At 69.4% G+C, this 18,629-nt stretch carries 17 protein-coding genes; 3 read left to right on the plus strand and 14 right to left on the minus strand.

Features of this window, described 5'->3' with window-relative positions:
- Window positions 1-733, plus strand: a 733-nt coding sequence (gene msrP, locus DMC18_RS12445) for a protein-methionine-sulfoxide reductase catalytic subunit MsrP (protein ID WP_110132970.1), incomplete at its 5' end; no start/stop codon positions are given.
- Window positions 733-1,386, plus strand: a complete 654-nt coding sequence (gene msrQ / locus DMC18_RS12450) for a protein-methionine-sulfoxide reductase heme-binding subunit MsrQ (RefSeq protein ID WP_110120716.1) — start codon at window positions 733-735, stop codon at window positions 1,384-1,386. The genes msrP and msrQ, both read left to right, overlap by 1 nt.
- Window positions 1,387-1,473: 87 nt before the next feature.
- On the opposite strand, the gene DMC18_RS12455 is transcribed toward msrQ, so the two are convergent.
- The 13 genes from DMC18_RS12455 to DMC18_RS12515 all read right to left on the minus strand — a co-directional run bounded on the left by DMC18_RS12455 (window position 1,474) and on the right by DMC18_RS12515 (window position 16,512).
- Complete coding sequence (locus DMC18_RS12455) at window positions 1,474-2,733, minus strand: dipeptidase (protein ID WP_110120717.1); 1,260 nt, start codon at window positions 2,731-2,733, stop codon at window positions 1,474-1,476.
- Between the two features lie 99 nt (window positions 2,734-2,832).
- Window positions 2,833-3,576 carry a DNA repair protein RadC gene (radC, locus tag DMC18_RS12460; RefSeq protein WP_110120718.1) on the minus strand — a complete coding sequence of 248 codons (744 nt, stop codon included), beginning with the start codon at window positions 3,574-3,576 and terminating at the stop codon, window positions 2,833-2,835.
- A gap of 254 nt (window positions 3,577-3,830) precedes the next feature.
- Window positions 3,831-4,634: a MetQ/NlpA family ABC transporter substrate-binding protein gene (locus DMC18_RS12465; protein ID WP_110120719.1), complete on the minus strand. Its 804-nt coding sequence runs from the start codon at window positions 4,632-4,634 to the stop codon at window positions 3,831-3,833.
- A gap of 105 nt (window positions 4,635-4,739) precedes the next feature.
- Window positions 4,740-5,075, minus strand: a complete 336-nt coding sequence (locus DMC18_RS12470) for a hypothetical protein (RefSeq protein WP_110120720.1) — start codon at window positions 5,073-5,075, stop codon at window positions 4,740-4,742.
- An 8-nt stretch (window positions 5,076-5,083) separates the two neighbouring features.
- Window positions 5,084-5,446, minus strand: a complete 363-nt coding sequence (locus DMC18_RS12475; RefSeq protein ID WP_110120721.1) for a hypothetical protein — start codon at window positions 5,444-5,446, stop codon at window positions 5,084-5,086.
- A 36-nt stretch (window positions 5,447-5,482) separates the two neighbouring features.
- On the minus strand, window positions 5,483-5,965 hold the full coding sequence (locus DMC18_RS12480) for a GNAT family N-acetyltransferase (RefSeq protein ID WP_110120722.1): 483 nt from the start codon (window positions 5,963-5,965) through the stop codon (window positions 5,483-5,485).
- Window positions 5,962-6,624 carry a methionine ABC transporter permease gene (locus DMC18_RS12485; RefSeq protein WP_110120723.1) on the minus strand — a complete coding sequence of 221 codons (663 nt, stop codon included), beginning with the start codon at window positions 6,622-6,624 and terminating at the stop codon, window positions 5,962-5,964. Before DMC18_RS12485 ends, DMC18_RS12480 begins: the two co-directional genes overlap by 4 nt.
- Window positions 6,621-7,622, minus strand: coding sequence for a methionine ABC transporter ATP-binding protein (locus DMC18_RS12490; protein WP_110120724.1), 1,002 nt, complete (start codon window positions 7,620-7,622; stop codon window positions 6,621-6,623). The genes DMC18_RS12485 and DMC18_RS12490 overlap by 4 nt, the downstream gene beginning before the upstream one ends.
- Before the next feature lie 13 nt (window positions 7,623-7,635).
- On the minus strand, window positions 7,636-10,116 hold the full coding sequence (locus DMC18_RS12495) for a prolyl oligopeptidase family serine peptidase (protein ID WP_110120725.1): 2,481 nt from the start codon (window positions 10,114-10,116) through the stop codon (window positions 7,636-7,638).
- A 103-nt stretch (window positions 10,117-10,219) separates the two neighbouring features.
- Window positions 10,220-11,722: an esterase-like activity of phytase family protein gene (locus DMC18_RS12500; protein ID WP_110120726.1), complete on the minus strand. Its 1,503-nt coding sequence runs from the start codon at window positions 11,720-11,722 to the stop codon at window positions 10,220-10,222.
- Between the two features lie 77 nt (window positions 11,723-11,799).
- The gene (locus tag DMC18_RS12505; protein ID WP_110120727.1) at window positions 11,800-14,154 is read right to left on the minus strand and encodes a TonB-dependent receptor; all 2,355 of its coding nucleotides are present in this window, start codon (window positions 14,152-14,154) and stop codon (window positions 11,800-11,802) included.
- 141 nt (window positions 14,155-14,295) lie between these two features.
- Entirely contained in the window at window positions 14,296-15,585 is a 1,290-nt protein-coding gene (locus DMC18_RS12510) for an amidohydrolase family protein (RefSeq protein WP_110120728.1), read from the minus strand.
- Between the two features lie 90 nt (window positions 15,586-15,675).
- Window positions 15,676-16,512, minus strand: coding sequence for an alpha/beta fold hydrolase (locus DMC18_RS12515; protein ID WP_199228533.1), 837 nt, complete (start codon window positions 16,510-16,512; stop codon window positions 15,676-15,678).
- Window positions 16,513-16,820: 308 nt separating this feature from the next.
- On the opposite strand from DMC18_RS12515, the gene DMC18_RS12520 reads away from it, so the two are divergent.
- Window positions 16,821-17,291, plus strand: coding sequence for a lyase (locus DMC18_RS12520; protein ID WP_110120730.1), 471 nt, complete (start codon window positions 16,821-16,823; stop codon window positions 17,289-17,291).
- A gap of 7 nt (window positions 17,292-17,298) precedes the next feature.
- Here DMC18_RS12520 and DMC18_RS12525 read toward each other — a convergent pair.
- On the minus strand, window positions 17,299-18,629 hold a 1,331-nt coding region (locus tag DMC18_RS12525; RefSeq protein ID WP_110132971.1), incomplete at its 5' end, for a HAMP domain-containing sensor histidine kinase.

An 18,629-nucleotide genomic window follows, 5' to 3' on the forward strand; every position in this document is an offset into this window, starting at 1 on the left:
CGACGTCACCAGCTACAACAACTTCTACGAATTCGGGGTCGACAAGTCCGACCCGGCCGAAAACGCCGGCAAGCTGAAGACCCGCCCCTGGACCGTCCGCGTCGACGGCGCCTGCGAGGCCCCGCGCACCTTCGACATCGACGAGCTGATCAAGGGCCAGAAGCTGGAGGAGCGCATCTATCGCCTGCGCTGCGTCGAGGGCTGGTCGATGGTGATCCCCTGGGTCGGCTTCCCGCTGAAGGACCTGATCGCGGCGGTCAAGCCGACCTCGAAGGCCAAGTTCGTCGCCTTCGAGACCCTGATGCGGCCCTCGGAAATGACCGGCCAGCGCTGGGACGTGCTGCAATGGCCCTATCGCGAGGGCCTGCGCATCGACGAGGCGACCCATCCCCTGGCCCTGATCGCCGTCGGCCTCTATGGCGAGACACTGCCCAACCAGAACGGCGCGCCGCTGCGGCTGGTCGTGCCGTGGAAGTACGGCTTCAAGAGCATCAAGTCGATCACCCGCATCAGCCTGGTCGAGCGCCAGCCGCCGACCGCCTGGAACCTGTCGGCGCCGCGCGAATACGGCTTCTACTCCAACGTCAATCCGGCCGTGGACCACCCCCGCTGGTCGCAGGCCTCCGAGCGCAGGATCGGTGAGTTCCGACGTCGGGAGACCCTGGCCTTCAACGGCTATGGCGAGTGGGTGGCGGACCTGTACCGCGGCATGGATCTGAAGAAGTTCTACTGATGAAAGACGCTGAAAAAGCCCCCTTCCCCCATCAAGGGGGAAGGGCTCGTAAGAAGCGCCCCTCCCGCACCCGCGACAACCTCGTCTACGCCGCCGTCTGGCTGGCCTGCGCCGCGCCGCTGGCGTGGCTGGCCTTCCGCGCCTTCACCGGCGACCTGGGGGTCAATCCGATCGAGACCCTGGTGCGGCAGCTGGGCGTCTGGGGCCTGCGGTTGCTACTGGTCGGGCTGGCGATCACGCCGGCGGCGGTGATCCTCAGGAAGCCGCGCCTGGTGCGCTTCCGCCGCACCATCGGCCTGTTCGCCTTCGCCTACGTCACGCTGCACCTCTCCAGCTACATCGGCGTCGATCTCTTCTTCGATTTCGGCCAGTTGGTGAAGGACATCCTCAAGCGGCCGTTCATCACCCTGGGCATGGCGGCGTTCGCCCTGCTGATCCCGCTGGCGGTGACCTCGACCAACGGCTGGGTGTTGCGGATGGGCCGCGCGGCGTGGAGCCGGCTGCACTGGCTGATCTACGTGATCGTCCCGCTGGGCGTCGCCCACTACTACCTGCTGGTGAAGGCCGACCACCGGCCGCCGCTGGTGTACGGCGCGATCCTGGCGGTGTTGCTGGGGTGGCGGGTTTGGCGCGCAATGAGACCCTCCCCCTGAAGGGGGAGGTGGCCGCGAAGCGGTCGGAGGGGGAAGTATCCTCCGCGCCGACTTCCCTCTCCGTCGCCTTCGGCGACACCTCTCCCTTCAGGGAGAGGGTCTGAAGCCCGACTTCGCCGCCGTCTTCGCATAGGCCTGCGCCTGGCCCAGCAGACGCAGCACGTTCCCGCTCCAGATCGCCTCGACGTCGGCGTCCGAATACCCCGCCGCCTTCAGCCGCGCGGTGATCTTGGGCAGGTCGGCCACGTCTTCGAAGCCTTCCACCCCGCCGCCGCCGTCCCAGTCGGCGCCGACGCAGACGGCCTTGGCGCCGCCGATCTTCAGGACGTGGGTCATGCTGTCCATGAAGATGTCGAAGTTGGCGCGGATCGGCGGGTACTTCTTGTCCAGCTCGCCGCGCTTCCTGGCGTAGGCGACGACGTCGGCCTGGGTGGCGACCTCGTCGGCCGGCGGCTTGCCCAGGGCTTCCAGGGCGGCCTTGCGCTCGGCGCTGGCGGGAGCGGCCTTCAGATAGACCGAGTTGATGCAGATCGCCCCGCCGCTCTCGGCGATGCGCTTGATGTGGGCGTCGTCGAGATTTCGCGGGTGGTCGAAGACGGCCTTGGCGCCCGAGTGCGAGGCGATGATCGGAACCTTCGACTGGGCCACGGCCTGGTCGACCACGTCGTCGGAGGCGTGGCTGACGTCGATCAGGATTCCCAGGCGGTTGGCCTCGGCGATCCAGCGCAGGCCCAGCGGCGAGAAGCCGTTCCAGATCTTGCCCTTGGGATCGGTCGAGCTGTCGGCGAACTGGTTGTTGCGGAAGTGCACCGGCCCGGCCATGCGCACGCCGGTCCTGTAGAAGGTCTGCAGCAGGGTCAGGTCTTCGCCGATCGGCCAGCTGTTCTCGATGCTCTGGAAGACGAACTTCTTGCCGGCCTTGTTGATGCGCACGGCGTCTTCGGGCGTGTAGGCCAGCTCGAACTTGTCGGAATGGGCCGCCACCATCTCGCGGATCTCGGTGGCCCGGGTCAGGGCGAAGTCGCGGGCGTAGCGATAGCCTTCGGCCGTCAGGTCGCCCTGGCCGGTGTAGATGACGAAGAACCCGCCATCCAGGCCCCCGTCGTTCATCCGCGGCAGGTCCACCTGGGTGAAGTCCTGCCCCACCGTGTGACGGTCGGTCATGCTCCAGCCGGGGCGCGAGAAGTGCTCGGGCGTGTCGAGGTGGGTGTCCAGCGTCAGGATGCGCTCGTGCAGGGCCCGATCGGCCTTGGAGACTTCGCTCTTCGCGGCGGGCGCGTCTGCGGCGTTGGCCGAGGCCCCGAGCAGGGCGGTCGAGGCGAGCAGGACTGACAGCAGGCGACGCATGGGACACTCCGGAACAGCTGGTCCGGTCAAGCTCGGGGGCGCCGCGCCCGGCGTCAAGGATATTAGATTTTCTTCGCGCCCACTTTTCGCGAGTGAGCGTCAGATCAGCCCCAGCGCCTTGAAGCTGGCCACCCCGTCGCGGCCGACCACCAGGTGGTCGTGGACGACGATGCTCAGCGCCTTGCCGGCGGTGATAATCTGCTTGGTCATTTCGATGTCCGGCCGCGAGGGCGTGGGGTCGCCGCTGGGGTGGTTGTGCAGCAGGATGATGTTGGAGCTGGCCAGCTCCAGCGCTCGGCGCATCACCTCCCGCGGATAGACCGGGGCGTGGTCGACCGTGCCGTGGTTCATCACCTCGTCGGCGATCAGCTGGTTTCTCTTGTCGAGGAACAGCACCCGGAACTGCTCGCGGGACTCGTTGGCCAGGGCCACGCGGACATAGCCCAGCAGCGCCGTCCACGACGAGATCACCGGCCGCTTGGCGATGGTCTCGCGGCCGGCGCGCAAGGTCGCCTCGTGCAGGATCTTCAGCTCGACGGCGGCGGTCTCGCCCACGCCGGAGACGGTCTTCAGCTCCTCGACGCTGGCGCCCAGCACCCCGGCGAACGAGCCGAACCGGGCCAGCAGCGCTTTCGCCAGCGGCTTGACGTCGCCGCGCGGCAGGCTGCGGAAGAGGTAGAGCTCGAGCAGTTCGTAGTCAGGCAGCGCGGCCAGGCCCGCGGCCCTGGCCCGCTCCCGCAGGCGCTCGCGATGGCCGGTCTGGTGGACAGGCGCCGTTTTGGCCGGCGCCTTGGGCGCACGCGGCGGGGCCTCCGACACCTTCAAGGACTTGCCGCTGACCATCGCGCCCCCTTGCGAGGGAAGGATTAGAGCTTAGCAATCTGGAGTTGTCGAGAGCGGGTTGGAGGCGTCGAGCGTGAACCACGCCCTTTCCAACCCAAGATCGCCTTCCTGGGCCTTGCGCCCAGGATCCAGCGTTCAGCTTGCGAGGCGTTGGCCGACGCTCCCCGTCCTGCACCGCCTCGCGGGCTGACCTATGGGCCCTGGGCACAAGGCCCAGGGAAGCAGGAAAGAAGAAGCGAGAGACGCCTCTCCGATCAGAACGCCGGAACCACCGCGCCCTTGTATTTCTCCGCCAGGAACGCCTTCACCTCGGGCGAGGTCAGGGCCTTGGCCAGCTTCTGCACGCGCGGGTCGCTGGCGTTGTCCGGGCGGGCGACCAGGAAGTTCACATAGGGGCTGGTCTTGTCCTCGATCAGCAGGGCGTCCTTGGACGGGTCGAGCTTGGCGTCCAGCGCGTAGTTGGTGTTGATCACCGCGAGATCCACCTGGTTCAGCACCCGCGGCAGGGTCGCCGATTCCAGCTCCTTGAACTTCAGGTTCTTGGGGTTGGCGGTGATGTCCTTCAGGGTCGAGACCGGATTCTTGAGATCCTTCAGGGTGATCAGGCCGTTGCGGGCCAGCAGCAGCAGGGCGCGGCCGCCGTTGCTGGGCTCGTTGGGGATGGCCACGACAGCGCCGGCCGGCAGGTCGGCGATGGCCTTGATCTTCGAGGAATAGGCGCCCAGCGGCTCGATGTGCACGCCGGCCACCTTCACCAGGCCCCAGCCGTGGTCGGCGTTGACGGTGTCGAGATAGGGACCGGTCTGGAAGTAGTTCACGTCCAGATGCTTCTCGGCCAGCTGGGTGTTGGGCTGGACGTAGTCGTTGAACACCTTGACGTCGATCTTCAGGCCTTCGGCCGCCAGCTTCGGCTTGATGAACTCCAGCACCTCGGCGTGCGGCACGGCGGTGGCGCCGACCACCAGGGTGTCGGCGGCCGACGGCGCGGGCTGGCGGCTGCAGGCGGCCAGCAGGGCGAAGGCGGCGAGGCTGAGGAGGGCGGCGCGGCGGGCGACCATGAACGGCTCCGGTAAGTCGATAATTCCGGATGGGTATTGCGCGAAAACGCCGCCGGGGCGGAATCAGTTTTCCTGAGGCGGGGAAGAGAGGCGGCGGCTCGGCCTCTAGCGAACGTGCGGCGCGACCTCGAACAGCCGACGCAGCTGCAGCGCTCCATCCCAGCCTTCGGGCGCCTCGCCGGCCCGCCCCGCCCAAGGCGCCGCCGCCCCCCAGCCCGAACGATACCGCCGAAGCGATTCCAGGATCGTCGCCCCCGCACGCTCGGACGCCGCCGGATCGTCGTCGAAGCCGGGCTCCCAGAGGCAGCACGGACAGATCGTGACGCCGGCCAGGCCGCCTCGCCGATCATAGGCGGGGTCGCCGGCATAGTCCGGATAGCCGCAGGCGGGACATAGCCAGCGCCCGAGCGCATCCCGGATGTTGAACTGGCTGGCGTCCACGATCGCTCCTAAGCCTCGTTGGCCGGATCCTCGGGTCCCTGGATCGTCCAGTTCGACACGAAGTCGGGGTTCTCCAGCACCTCGCCATTGGCCAGGGTGTAGGTGCCCGGCTGGGCGGCCTGGATGTTCGAGGTCTGGGGCGGCAGCAGATAGGTGTCGCCGTCGTCCTCCTCGCCCAGCAGGTCGACCAGAATGCCCTCGTCGGCCTCGGCCGACAGGATGACGCCGTGGAACTGCTCGACCGCTTCGATCTCGCCGTCGGCGTCGAGGAAGGTCAGGCCCACCAGGATGGTCTTGCCCGGCAGGGTTTGCGCGAGGGCCTCGTCCCAGTGCTCGGGCGGCGGGGCGGGAAGGATGATATCGTCGCTCATGTCGGGGGTTTTAGGCGCCCGGAACGGCCGCCGCAATCACCCCAGCCGCTTGGCCCGCGTGATGTTCAGCGGCCCGTAGCCGGCGGCGGCGAAGAAAGCCTGGGCGGCCGCGTTGTCGGCCCAGGCGTCAAGCACCACGCTGGCCAGCCCCGCCGCGCGGGCCTCGTCCTCCAGCGACCCCAGCAGGGCCGAGGCGACGCCCTGGCGGCGAACCGCCGGGTCCACCGACAGGTGATGCAGGTAGAGTCGTCGGCGGGCCAGGGCGAACGGCGTCTCGGGTCGGTCCTGGACCTCGGCCCAGGCATAGCCGACCGCAGCGCCATCGACCGCCGCCACCCGCAGGCGATTGCTCGGCTGATCGAGCAGCCCGCGCAGGAAGGCGGCCAGTTCCACCGGATCCACCTTCGGCTTGAAGACCTCGGGCGACAGCGCCGCGTGCAGGGCCTGGACCACGGCGTTCAGCGCGACCAGGGCCGGGATGTCGTCTTCGACAGCGGGCCTGATCGCAAGCTGGCTCACCGGTGCGAGACCCGCCGCACCACCGCGTCGCCGACCATCTGCAGCACCTGCACCAGGATCAGCAGCACCACCACGGTCACCACCATGACGTCGGTCTGGAAGCGCTGGTAGCCGAAGCGGATGGCCAGATCGCCGAGGCCCCCGGCCCCGACCACGCCAGCCATGGCGGTGTAGGAGACCAGCGCGATGGCCGTCACCGTCGCCCCGGCGATGATCCCGGGCATGGCTTCCGGAAGCAGCGCGCCCAGCACCACCTGCCGGCGCGAACCGCCAAGCGCGAAGCTGGCCTCGACCACGCCCTTGTCGACCTCGCGCAGGGCGGTCTCGACCAGGCGGGCGTAGAACGGCGCGGCGCCCACCACCAGCGGCGGGATGGCCCCGGCGACGCCCAGCGAGGTGCCGACCAGCAGCACCGTCAGCGGGATCATCACAATCAGCAGGATCACGAACGGCACCGAGCGCAGGATGTTGACCAGCAGGCCCAGCACCGTATGGGCGGCCCTGTTCTCCAGCATCTGGCCCTTGCCGGTCAGGAACAGGATCACGCCCAGCGGCAGGCCCAGGATCACGGTCAGGGCCATCGAGCCGCCGAGCATGGTCAGGGTGTCGAGCGTGGCGAAGCCGATGTCGCTCCAGTCGATGTTGGCGAACAGGCTCATCGGGCGTCCTCCAGGCGATCCACACGCACGCCGGCGGCCTCGAAGCGGGCGATGGCGGCCTCGATGTCGCCGCCGGTCAAAGCCAGGGTCAGCTGGCCGTAGGGGGCGTCGCGCAGCTTGTGGATGCGGCCGCCGAGGATCGAGTAGTCGACGCCGGTCTCGCGGGCCACCGCGCCCAGCACCGGCTTGTAGGTGGCCTCGCCCTTGAAGGTCAGCCGCACCAGCACCCCGGCCGGCAGGGCGACCTCGGAGGCCTCCTCCGCCTCGCCGACGAAGCGGCGGGCCGTGCCGCTGGCCGGGTGCAGGAACACCTCTTCGACCGGCCCTTCCTCGACCACCCGGCCGGCCTCCAGCACCGCCACCCGGTCGCAGACGCGGCGCACCACGTCCATCTCGTGGGTGATCAGCACGATGGTCAGGCCCAGCTCGCGATTGAGGTCGGAGATCAGGGCCAGGATCTGCTCGGTGGTCTCGGGATCCAGCGCGCTGGTGGCCTCGTCGCACAGCAGGATCTTCGGCCCCGTCGCCAGGGCGCGGGCGATGCCGACCCGCTGCTTCTGGCCGCCCGACAGCTGGGCCGGATACTTGGTCGCGTGGTCGGTCAGCCCCACCCGCGCCAGCAGCTCGGCCGTCCGCGCCTTGATCTGCGCCGGCTCCCAGCCCGCCAGCTTCAGCGGGAAGGCGACGTTCTGCTCGACGGTCTTGGACGACAGCAGGTTGAAGTGCTGGAAGATCATCCCGACCCGCCGGCGCAGGGCCCGCAGGCCGGCGACGTCCAGCGCGGCCACGTCGTCGCCGTCGACCACGACCTTGCCGCCCGTGGGCAGCTCCAGGCCGTTGATCAGGCGGATCAGGGTCGACTTGCCGGCCCCCGAGGCGCCGATGACCCCGAACACCTCGCCCTGGGCGACCTCGAGCGAGGCCTCGCGCAGGGCCGCATGACCAGATGCGCCGCGCGAGGCGGCGTAGGTCTTGGAGACGGAGTCGAAACGGATCACCGGCGGCGGGTCCTTACTTTGCAGCGGCGGGCGCCGCGGCGCGCGGCGGGGCGTTCTTGACGTAGCGGTCCATCCAGTCGGTCATCTCCCACAGGGTGTGCATCACCGACTCCCGGGCGCGATAGCCGTGGGCCTCGTAGGGCAGCACGGTGTAGCGCACGGTGGCCCCCGCCCCCTTCAGCGCGGCGTAGAAGCGCTCGCTCTGGATCGGGAAGGTGCCGGAATTGTCGTCCGCCTGGCCGTGGATCAGCAGGATCGGCTCGTTGATCTGCTTCACGTAGGTGAACGGGCTCATCTTCGTATAGGTGTCGGTCGCCTGCCAGTAGGTGCGCTGCTCGGACTGGAAGCCGAACGGCGTCAGGGTGCGGTTGTAGGCGCCCGAGCGGGCGATGCCGGCCCGGAAGAGGTCGGTGTGGGCCAGCAGGTTGGCGGTCATGAACGCGCCGTAGCTGTGGCCGCCCACGGCGATGCGGTCGCGGTCAGCCACGCCCAGGGCCACCACCGCGTCGACGGCGGCCTTGGCGTCGGCTGTCAGCTGTTCCACATAGCTGTCGTTGGGCTCGGCCCCGTCCTTGCCGATGATCGGCATGCCCGGACCGTCCAGCACCGCATAGCCCTGGGTCAGCAGGAACAGGTGGCTGGCGCCGCCCGGACGGGTGAAGCGGTTGCCCGCGTCCACCGTCTGGCCGGCCACCGAGGCGTCGGTGAACTCTTCGGGATAGGCCCACATCAGCATCGGCAGCGGGCCGTCCTTGGCCTTGTCGTAGCCGGCCGGCAGGTAGAGATCGCCCGACAGCTTCACCCCGTCGGGGCGGCTGTAGGTGATGGTCTGCTTGGTGACGCCGGCGAACTGCGGGGCGCGATCGACGAAGGCCGTCAGGGCCTTGCCGTTGCCGCCCTTCAGCGGCTTGACGAAGTAGTTGGGAACCTCGTCCTTGCTTTCGCGGCGGGTGATCAGGGTCTTGCCCGCCTCGTCGGCCAGGGCGACCGGCGCCTCGTAGTACGGGGCCTTGGCCTGCCAGAGGCGCGCGGTCTTGCCGTCGGCCAGGTTCATGACGCCGACGAACGGATACTCGCCCTTGGCCGTGGCCCCGGCGCCGGTGACGAACACGCCCTTGCCGTCCGGCGTGAAGTGCAGCACCGCCTCGCCCTGGGCGTTGCGGCGGCTGACCGCATCGCCCGGATCGCCGTAGCGGTCCTGGTAGTTGCGCTCCAGCAGCAGGCGGCCGGCGCCGGGCTTGGAAGGATCGACCGCCAGGCGCTTTTCCTTGCGGTTGTCGAACCAGCGGCTGGTGACCAGGGCGAAGTCGCCACGGCCCCAGTCGATGCCGGCGTAGCGCAGATCAAGGTCGATCAGGGTGGCCGGGGCGGCGTCGAACGGCGCGGCCTGCATCAGCACGCGGTCGTGGATCTCGACCTTCTTCTTCGGATCGCCGCCGTCCTGAGCCTCGGCCCAGACCAGGGTGGCCGGCGCGTCGGCGCGCCATTCGGCGTTGCGCGGGCCGGCGACCACCGCGTCGAAGGCCGACGACAGGTTGTCGGCCAGCGGGCGGTCGGCCAGGGTCTTGACCAGCTTGCCATCGGCCGCGTCCAGCACCTGGATTTCGGTCGGGAAACGGCCGGCCGGCACCAGGTAGCTGTAGGGGCGCTTCAGGCGAGTGACGAGCAGGTAGCGGCCGTCGGGCGAGGTGGAGAAGCCGTTGATCACGCCGGGCGCGCCCACCGGCGTCGCCGCGCCGTCGGCCAGGGCCACGCGGGTCAGCTGGCTGGTGAAGTAGTGGTCGAACAGCGCCTCGTCATGGGCGTCGGCCAGCAGGTCCTGATACGTGCGGATGGCGGCGGTGCGGCCGGCGGCCTGCTGCACGATCGGGCCCTCCGGCGCCGCCGGTTCGGCCGGAGCCGCGCCGCGACCGGCCGGGATCTGGCGGACCAGGAAGCCGCTGTCGTCGGGCAGCCAGTCGTAGCCGGCCCCGAAGGCGGCGTTCAGCACCGGGCCGGTCAGCCTGCGCGCCGTGGCGGTCTTCAGGTCGGCGACCCACAGCTCCAGGCCCGTGGGGGCCTCCATCACGAAGGCCAGGTGCTGGCCATCGGTCGACCAGCGGGTCTCGATGAAGCGCGCGCCGTCCGGCAGGGCGACCTTGCGCACCGCGCCGGTCTTCACGTCCTCGAACGACAGGCTGTTCATCCAGGTGGTGCGGGCCTCGATCGGGCCGTTGGTGCGCGGGTTCAGGCGATAGCCGCCCAGGCGCAGGATCGGATCGGCCACGGCCCGGATCGGCGGCAGGTTCTCGCGGCCCAGGATGGCCAGGGTCTTGCGCTCGGGGCTCAGGGTCACGCCCGGCGTCGGGGCGGCGTCGAGGATCTGGGCGATCGGCGCCGGCGGCGTGCGATAGGCCTCGCCGGCCATGGCGGCGGACGCACCGCCGATCAGGGCCGCCAGGACGGCGGTCGAAGCCAGGGCCGCGGTGCGGCGACGGAAACGCGTATCGAACATGAAGCCCCCGGAACTCTCAGGAAGGGGCAGCAATAGGCGTACGAACGGCTCAGGTGAACGAAAAATCGAGCCTGACTGGGATATCGGCGATCGTTCCTGCCCGTCAGTTCCGTCCCGAGGCGCCCGCCGGCAGGGTCAGGCGATAGACCAGGATGACGCTGTCGTTGTCGCCCGCGCCGGCGCCCTTGTCGTTGGTCAGGCCGGCGTCGAAGGTCTGGCCGTTGACGTGACCGTCGGCGGTGGCGAAGTCGTTGTCGTTGCCGACCAGCAGGAAGACGTCGTTCGGCGCGGCCGGGTCGAGCGCCGGGGCCAGAGCCATGGCCTCCCACTTCTCCGACAGGCTGAAGCGGTCGGACGGCGCGGTCGACAGGTTCATGCCGAACTTCGCCAGCTGGACGGGGTTGAGCAGGTTGACCAGCTCGGCCTGCCGGACCGGCGTCAGGCCGGCGACCAGCGCCCCGTCCTTGGCCAGCGACGTCGCGGCCTGCTCGTAGGGCGTTCCGGCGAGATTGGTCGCGCCGTCGGTGTCGACCAGCAGCACGCTCTTGAACACCGGCGCCTTGGTCGAGCCCTTGCCCCGGCCGTTGGCGTCGCGCGACAGCACCAGGAACTGGTGGTCGTTCAGGGCCGCCATCTCCGACTGGGCGGCGGTGACGTTGGCGGGCTGGCCGTCGCCGGCCTCGCGCACCGTCGGCAGCTGCAGCACGTAGTGGCCGATCGGCGCGGCGGGCGTGCGGGTCTTGCCGATGTCGTAGACCAGGACGCGGGTGTTGTTGCGCGCGGCGGCGCTGGCCCCGGCGCTGTCCTGCATCGTGGCGCTCTGCAGGATGGCGATCAGGCGCTTGCCGTCGGGGCTGACCGCCAGGGCCTCCAGGCCCTGGTTGTTGCGCCGGCCCGTGGCGGGGGCGCTCTCGGCGGTGAAGTCCGTCTGGCCGTCGCGCGTCGGCAGCAGGGCCGGCGGGGCCTGGATCGCGCCGGTCTGGCGGCCCGAAGCGTCGAACAGATAGATCCCCGCCGCGTACTCGTCGGAGACGTAGAACGACCCGTCCGGCAGGTAGGCCACGGCCTCGGAGTCGAGACTGATCTTGCCCGCGCCCTCCCCCGCCTCGGGCGAGGGATAGCGGATGTCCTTGCGGGTCAGCACGTTGGAACCCGGGTCCTTGCCGGTGAACGGCTGGCCGGTCTGGTCCTTCAGCAGGAAGCCGCCCGTGGGCGTGATCGTCAGCTTGCCGTCGGCCAGGGTGATGCGATGGGCGTGCAGGCGGTTGGCGTAGTCGAGCGTGCCGGCCACCGAGCCGACGCTGTTGGGACCGCGGTCAGGCAGGGTCAGCAGATCGCCCTCGTAGGTCCCGTCCGGCAGGCGCCGCCACGACCGCAGGGCCATGCCCGAGAACGAGCCCAGGGTGTCGCCCTTGAAGTCCCGCGTCGCCGCGTCCAGCCGCCCCACGGCCACCAGGCCGTGATTGACGAAGGTCCGCCCCTCGAAGACGACGGTCTCGTCGCCGGCCGCCTCGCTCCAGTGCTTGACCACATGGGTCTGGGACTGGGCGTGAGCGGCGCCGGCGAGGGTCGCGGCAGCGAGGGCCAGCAGGATCGAACGGCGCATCGTGATGTTCCCGGGGGTCGATCGGCGGACGGCCCCGGGCCGCCCGCCGTTGAGAGGTCTGCGTCAGGCGACTGGGCTTAGAAGTCGAAGCCGATCGTCGCGAAGATCTGGCGCGGCGCCGACGAGTGGAACACCACGATGCTGCCCGTCGCGTCGTCCGGCGCGAACACGCTGCTGTCGAAGTTCGAGGCGTAGCGCTTGTTGGTCAGGTTGGTGATGTTCAGCGCCACCTTCGCGCCCTTCACGAAGCCTTCCTCGCTGAAGCGATAGCCCAGGCCCAGGTCGAAGGTGGTGTAGGCGCCGAAGCTCTGGTCGTTGGTGTAGGTGTAGTAGCGGCGGCCGGTGTACTTGCCCTGCAGCGAGGCCGAGAAGCCGCCGCGCTTGAAGCTGACCACGCTGGAGAACATCTCCTTGGGCGTGTCGACCTGCTGCTTGCCGGCCGTCTTCTTGACCACGCAGGTGGTCGTGCACCAGTTCAGGTCCTCGTCGTAGGTGGACTCGTTGTACGAGGCCGAGTTGTACCAGTTCAGCCACGACAGCGGCTTCCACAGCACCCCGATCTCGGCGCCCTTGCTGGTGACGCTGCCGGCGTTGTGGAAGGAGTTGCCGCAGCCGGGGTTCTGCTGCTGGTTGGTCGGGCAGGGATTGTACTGCAGCAGGCGGTTGTCGAAATCGACCTCGTAGGCCGACACCGAGACCTGCAGCGCCTCACCCACATAGCGATAGCCGACGTCGACGCTCTTGGAGGTCTCGGGCTTCAGGTACTTGCCCTGGGCGTCCCAGACGGCCTGCGACACCGACTGCGGGCCCAGTTTGAAGCCGCCCTGGAACATGGCCATGTTCTCGGCGTAGCTGGCGAACACCTCGTGCCCGGGCGCGATCCGCCAGCGAGCGCCGGCTTCCGGCAGGAAGCTGTCCGAGGCCTTCAGCGAGCCGGTGGCGAACTGGGTCGAGGCCGCCGCGGCGGTCTTGGCGATGCCCGGCAGGGCCGTGGCGTTCGACTTGGCGTTGGTGCTCTTGAAGCCGAAGTCGATGCTCAGCGCGTCGTCCAGCAGGGTGATGGTGTCCTGCACGTAGAACTGCTGGGTGTTCCAGTCGGTCTTCTGCACCCACTGGGCGGTGTCGGGGCGGCCCTTCAGGTACTGCGCCAGGTCGATCGGGCCGGTGACGGTGGTCCAGATGTAGCGCGCGGCGCTGCTGGTGTTCTGCTCAAGCCAGAGGCCGGCCTGCAGGTGGTTGAAGCCGTAGGTCCAGGCGAGGTTCGCCACCACGCCGTCACGGTCGATGGTGTAGCGCGTGTCGCGGATCTGCACCGGCAGGTCGTCGGCCGTCGAGGTCGTGCCCTGGTTCGACAGGCCGGTGATGAAGTTGTTCCCGGCGCCCTTGTTCTCGTGCTTGTAGACCTGCGCGTGGGCCTTGAGGCTCGAGGTGATGTCGAAGTCGCCGGCGATGTAGAACAGGTTGTCGTCGCGCAGGATCTGGCCGTTGGTGAAGGTCACGTCCGACAGCTTCTCGGGCGAGGTCGAGGTCACGCACTTGGAGGCCAGCGAGGCCACCGAGCAGGCCGCGCGGGAGACATAGGCGTCCCAGTTGGGCGCGTAGCCGGCCCAGTCCCAGCCCAGGCGGCTCTGCATGTCCTTCGACAGATAGGCGTCGTCGGCCTGGTTGGTGCGCGAGATGTCGGCGAAGGCCGTCAGCTGGCCGCGCTCGCCCTGGTAGGTGAGCTTGCCGTTGAACTGCTTGCCGGTGGAGGTGTTGTAGGCGGCCTGGTTCACGAACAGGTCCTGCTCGCTGTACTGGCCCGAGACATAGGCCGACCAGCCGTTGTGCTCGCCGGTGTCGAAGCGGATGAAGGTGCGGGCGGTGTCCTCGCTGCCGAAGCTCTGGCTGACCGACAGGCCCATCTGCTTCTTCGGGTCGCTGGACACGTAGATCAGCGCGCCGCCGAGGTTGCTGGTCGAGGGGGTCGAGAGGCCGGCGATGCCGGTCGCCAGGTCGGCGCGGCCGAGGTTCTCGGAGATCAGCGCCCGGCTGATCGTCAGGCCGTTGTAGTTGTTGTAGGCGCCGTCGCCGAGCGGCATGCCGTCCAGGGTGTAGCCCAGGTGGGTGGTGTTGAAGCCGCGCACCTGCAGGGTCAGCGACTGCTCGTTGACGCCCAGGGCGTCGATCGACTGGGCGCTGACGCCGGGCAGGAAGTTCAGGGCCTTCTGCACGCTGGTGCCGGGCGGCAGGACTTCGAGGCTGGCCGGGGTCAGGGTGGTGACCGAGCGGGTCTGGCCGGCGCCGACGACGATGACGCCCTCGACCTCGCCACCGTCGGCGGAGGCGTCGGCAGTGGCGGTGTCCGCCGCCGGAACCTCGGCCGCATGCGCCTGGGCGGCGAGCATGAGACAGGCGGCGATCGCGATCGCGCTAGCGGACCGTTGCAGCATCTAGGCATCCCCCGTGACGGCGCCGCCACGAGACTCGTGCCCCCAGCGCCGTTTGTTTTCAGCGCCGCGTCTATTTCACAGGTTGATGACACTTTTTCCGCAACAGCCCCTGCTGCGGGAAAAGTGGGCCGGGCCCGGCGTCTACTTCCGCACCACCTGGCCGCCCTTCATCACGAACACCGGATGCTCCAGCACGGTGACGTCGGCCAGCGGATCGCCGGAGACGGCCATCAGGTCGGCATAGTGGCCGGGGGTGGCCTGGCCGACGTCCTTCTCGCGGCCCAGGGCCTGGGCGGCGTTGACCGTGGCGGCCTGGATCGCCTGCAGGGGCGTGGCGCCATAGCGGACCATGACGGCGAACTGCCGGGCGTTGTCGCCGTGCGGATAGACCCCGGCGTCGGTGCCGTAGATCATCTTCACCCCGGCCTTCAGCGCCTTGCGGAAGTTCTCGCGCTGGACCTCGGCGATGTCGCGGTCCTTGCGCAGATTGTCCTCCAGCACGCCGTTCTTGGCGCCTTCAGCCTGGGTGTAGTCGGTGTTGTAGATGTCCATCGAGAACCAGGCGCCCTTCTGGACGGCCAGCTTGATCCCCTCGTCGTCGACCAGGCTGGCGTGCTCGATGGTGTCGATGCCGGCGCGGATGGCGTCCTTGATGCCGGCCGCGCCGTGGGCGTGGGCGGCGACCTTCAGGCCGGCCATGTGGGCCTCGTCGGCCACGGCGGTCATCTCGGCCAGGGTCAGTTGCTGCTGGCCCGGCTCGTCGCCGTGCGAGAACACCCCGCCGGTGGCGCAGATCTTGATCACCTGGGCGCCGTACTTCTTCAGGGTCCGCACCGCCTTGCGGGCCTGGTCGGGGCTGTCGATGTTGTAGGGGGCCTTCTGGTCCATCGAGGGCGGGAAGAAGGTGCTGTCGCAGTGCCCGCCGGTGGCCCCGATGGCGTAGGTGGCCGTCACCACGCGCGGCCCGGGCACGATGCCCTCGTCGATCGCCTCGCGCAGGCCCACGTCGTTGAAGCGGTCGGCGCCGACGTTGCGCACGGTGGTGAAGCCGGCGTTCAGCGTGGCCTTGGCGTTGGCGGTCTGGGTCACGCTCCAGAAGGCGTCGCTGAACTGCAGGGAATTGTAGCCGCCGTAGACCGGCGTGGCGTCCAGGTGCACGTGCATGTCGATCAGGCCCGGCAGCAGGGTCGCGCCCGGCAGGTCGACGGTCTCGGCGCCTTGCGGGATGGCCACCTCGCCGGCCTTGCCGACGGCGGTGATCCGGCCGCCGACCACCAGCACCACCGGATTATCGACATAGCGCCCGGTGGCGACGTCGAGCAGCCGCGCGGCGGTGACGACCTTGGTCTCGGCCGCCTGGGCGAGGCCCGCGCTGAAGGCCCCACTGAGCGTCAGGGCGACCGCCAGGGTCGAAATCGTCAGTCCACGCATCCGGTCGCCTCGCTGATTTGCGAAACCGACGCTAGAGCGTGGCCTTGACCGTGGAAAGGGCGACCGCACGTTGCGGCCGCCCCTTTTTCGTCACGCCTTGAAGAAGGCCAGCAGGTCGGGGTTCACGATCTCCGGGTGGGTCGTGCACAGGCCGTGCGGCAGGCCCTTGTAGGTCTTCAGCTCGCCCTTCTTGAGCAGCTTGGCCGAAAGCGGGGCGCTGTCGGCGTAGGGCACGATCTGGTCGTCGTCGCCGTGCATCACCAGCACCGGCACGTCGACCTTCTTGAGGTCTTCGGTGAAGTCGGTCTCGGAGAAGGCCTTGATGCAGTCGTAGTGGGCCTTGATCCCACCAGCCATGCCCTGGCGCCACCAGTTCCAGATCACGCCCTGGTCGACCTTCGCGCCCGGACGGTTGTAGCCGTAGAACGGGCCGGCCGGCACGTCGAAGAAGAACTGGGCGCGGTTGGCGGCGGTGGCGGCGCGGAAGCCGTCGAACACCTCCAGCGGCAGGCCGCCCGGGTTCTTGTCGCTCTTGACCATGATCGGCGGCACCGCGCCGATCAGCACGGCCTTGGCCACGCGGCCCGGCTTGGCGCGGGCGACGTAGTGGATCACCTCGCCGCCGCCGGTCGAGTGGCCGACGTGGATGGCGTTCTTCAGGTCGAGGTGGTCGGTCAGGGCCGCGACGTCGGCGGCGTAGGTGTCCATCTCGTTGCCGTCGTCGGTCTGGGTCGAGCGGCCATGGCCCCGGCGATCGTGGGCGATCACCCGGTAGCCCTTGGCGTAGAAGAACATCATCTGGTTGTCCCAGTCGTCGGCGCTCAGCGGCCAGCCGTGGTGGAACACGATCGGCTGGGCGGTCTTGGGACCCCAGTCCTTGTAGTAGATCTGCACGCCGTCCTTGGTCGTGACGTAACCGCTGCTCATGGTCATGGCTCCATGGGAGGAAAGAGGCGCGGCCGTGGCCGCGGCGAAGGGCGGCGCGAACGCGAAGGCCGCCAGGCCAAGGCCCGCGGTCAGCACGTCGCGGCGGGAGGCGCCGTCGTCGGTGGAAGGATTGGTCATCGGTCGCCCCTCTGCATCGAACAGTCGGGACGGCGCGTCGTCGCCTTCCCGAACGAGGCGCACAGTGGCCCACGCCCCGGGAGCGGGCTTGAACATATCGGGCGACGCCTGGGACGAACGCGCTTCGGCGTCGGCTTGCCCAGCGGGCGCTGCTCGGCCACGATCGGCCCATGCGTGAAGCCTACGAACCCGCGTCCGATTTCCTGAAGGCGGTCATCGCCGAGACCGCCCCGCTCCTGGGCGATGCGACGGCGGAGGAAAACCTGCGCCGGGTCGTCGATCTGACGGGCGACGCCGACGCGTCGAACCGCGACTGGGCGGTCTTCCTGCTGGCTCAGGCGGAGATCGACACCCCCGCCGTGCGCGAGGCGCTGTTGCAGGCTGCCCGGCATGACGACGACGACGTCGTCCGGGCCGAGGCGATGCTGGGTCTGGCGCAACGCGATCCGGGCCTCGCCCTGCCCTTGGTGCGGGAAGCGCTGGCCGGCGGGGCCGCAGCCCTGCCGCTGTTCGAGGCGGCCACGCTCTGCGCCCATCCCTCGCTGATCGCGGATCTGAAGGTCTGGGCCGAGCCGTCCGACGAGCCCTATATCGACCAGCTCGCCGCCGAAGCGCTGGCGGCCTGCGAGGCGGCCGCCTAGTCGCCCCCTACTCCACCCGCGGCAGCACCAGGGCCACCCGCAGGCCGGGGCCCATGCCGTTGTATTCGCCCGGCCCTTCGGCCAGCTCCAGCCGCCCGCCGTGCGAGGCGGCCACCGCCTGCACCAGCGACAGGCCAAGGCCCGCGCCCGGCTCGCTGCGGCTGTTCTCAAGGCGCACGAAGCGCTGGACGACGCGGGCGCGGTCGGCCTCGGGCACGCCGGGGCCGGTGTCGGTGACCGAAAACTCCAGCTCGCCCGACGAGCGCCGGCGCAGGCGCATCATGATCGCCCCGCCCTCGGGCGTGTACTTGATGGCGTTGTCGAGCAGGTTGGCCAGGGCCTGGGCGATGAACTCGCGATTGCCGCGCAGGGACAGGGCCGGCGTCACCTCGGACTTGAAGTCCAGGCCCTTGTCCTCGCACGACAGCTCGTAGAGCTCGGACATGTCGGTCGCCAGCTCGCTGGCGTCGAAGGGCTTCTGGTCCGGCGCCTGGCCGGCGGCCTGCAGGCGGGCGATGGCCAGCACGGCGTTGAAGGTCTTCAGCACCCCGTCGGCGTCCATCAGCGCCGTTTCCAGCGCCGCCACCGGATCGCCCTTGCCGTTCTCGGCGTCGATCAGGGCCACCTCCATGCGGGCGCGCAGGCGGGTCAGGGGACTGCGCAGGTCGTGGGCGATGGCGTCGCCGGCGTGGCGCAGGCCGCCCATCAGCCGCTCAATGCGGTCGAGCATGTCGTTCAGGCCCTCGGCCAGCTCGTCATATTCGTCGCGGGTGCCGCGCAGCCTGGCGCGGGCGTGCAGATCGCCCGAACGCACGGCGTTCACGACGTCCACCAGGCCCTGCATGCTGCGGCTGACGTTGCGGCTGATCAGCACCCCGCCGGCCAGGCCCAGGATGATGACCAGCGCCCCGGCCCCCCACAGGGCCCGGACGATCTTCATCACATAGCCCTGGGACTCGGCGACGTCGGCCCCGACGAACAGGATCTCGCCGCCGCTCAATCGCTCCTGCACCCCCCGCGCCGAGCGCCGTACCGTGGCGCCGTCGAGGTCGGTCTCGGTCAGGGTGAAGGTGCGCCAAGTCGGCCCCGCGCCCGTAAAGTCGTCGATCGGCGACTCCTCGATCGAGCCGGTGATCCGCTCGCCTTCCTTGTCGGCCAGGTAATAGAGGAACGGCCGCTCGCCGATGGCCCGCTCGACCAGGGTCTGGTTCAGGGCGTTGACCCCGCCCTGGCGATAGGCCGCCTCCAGGCTCTCCATCTCGCGGGTGATCTCGGCGTCGGCGCGGCGGTCCACCTCGCCGGCGGTGGCGATGTAGATATAGCCGAGGAAGGCCGTCG

The sequence above is a fragment of the Caulobacter sp. D5 genome (assembly GCF_003185805.1).
Taxonomy (GTDB): Bacteria; Pseudomonadota; Alphaproteobacteria; order Caulobacterales; family Caulobacteraceae; genus Caulobacter.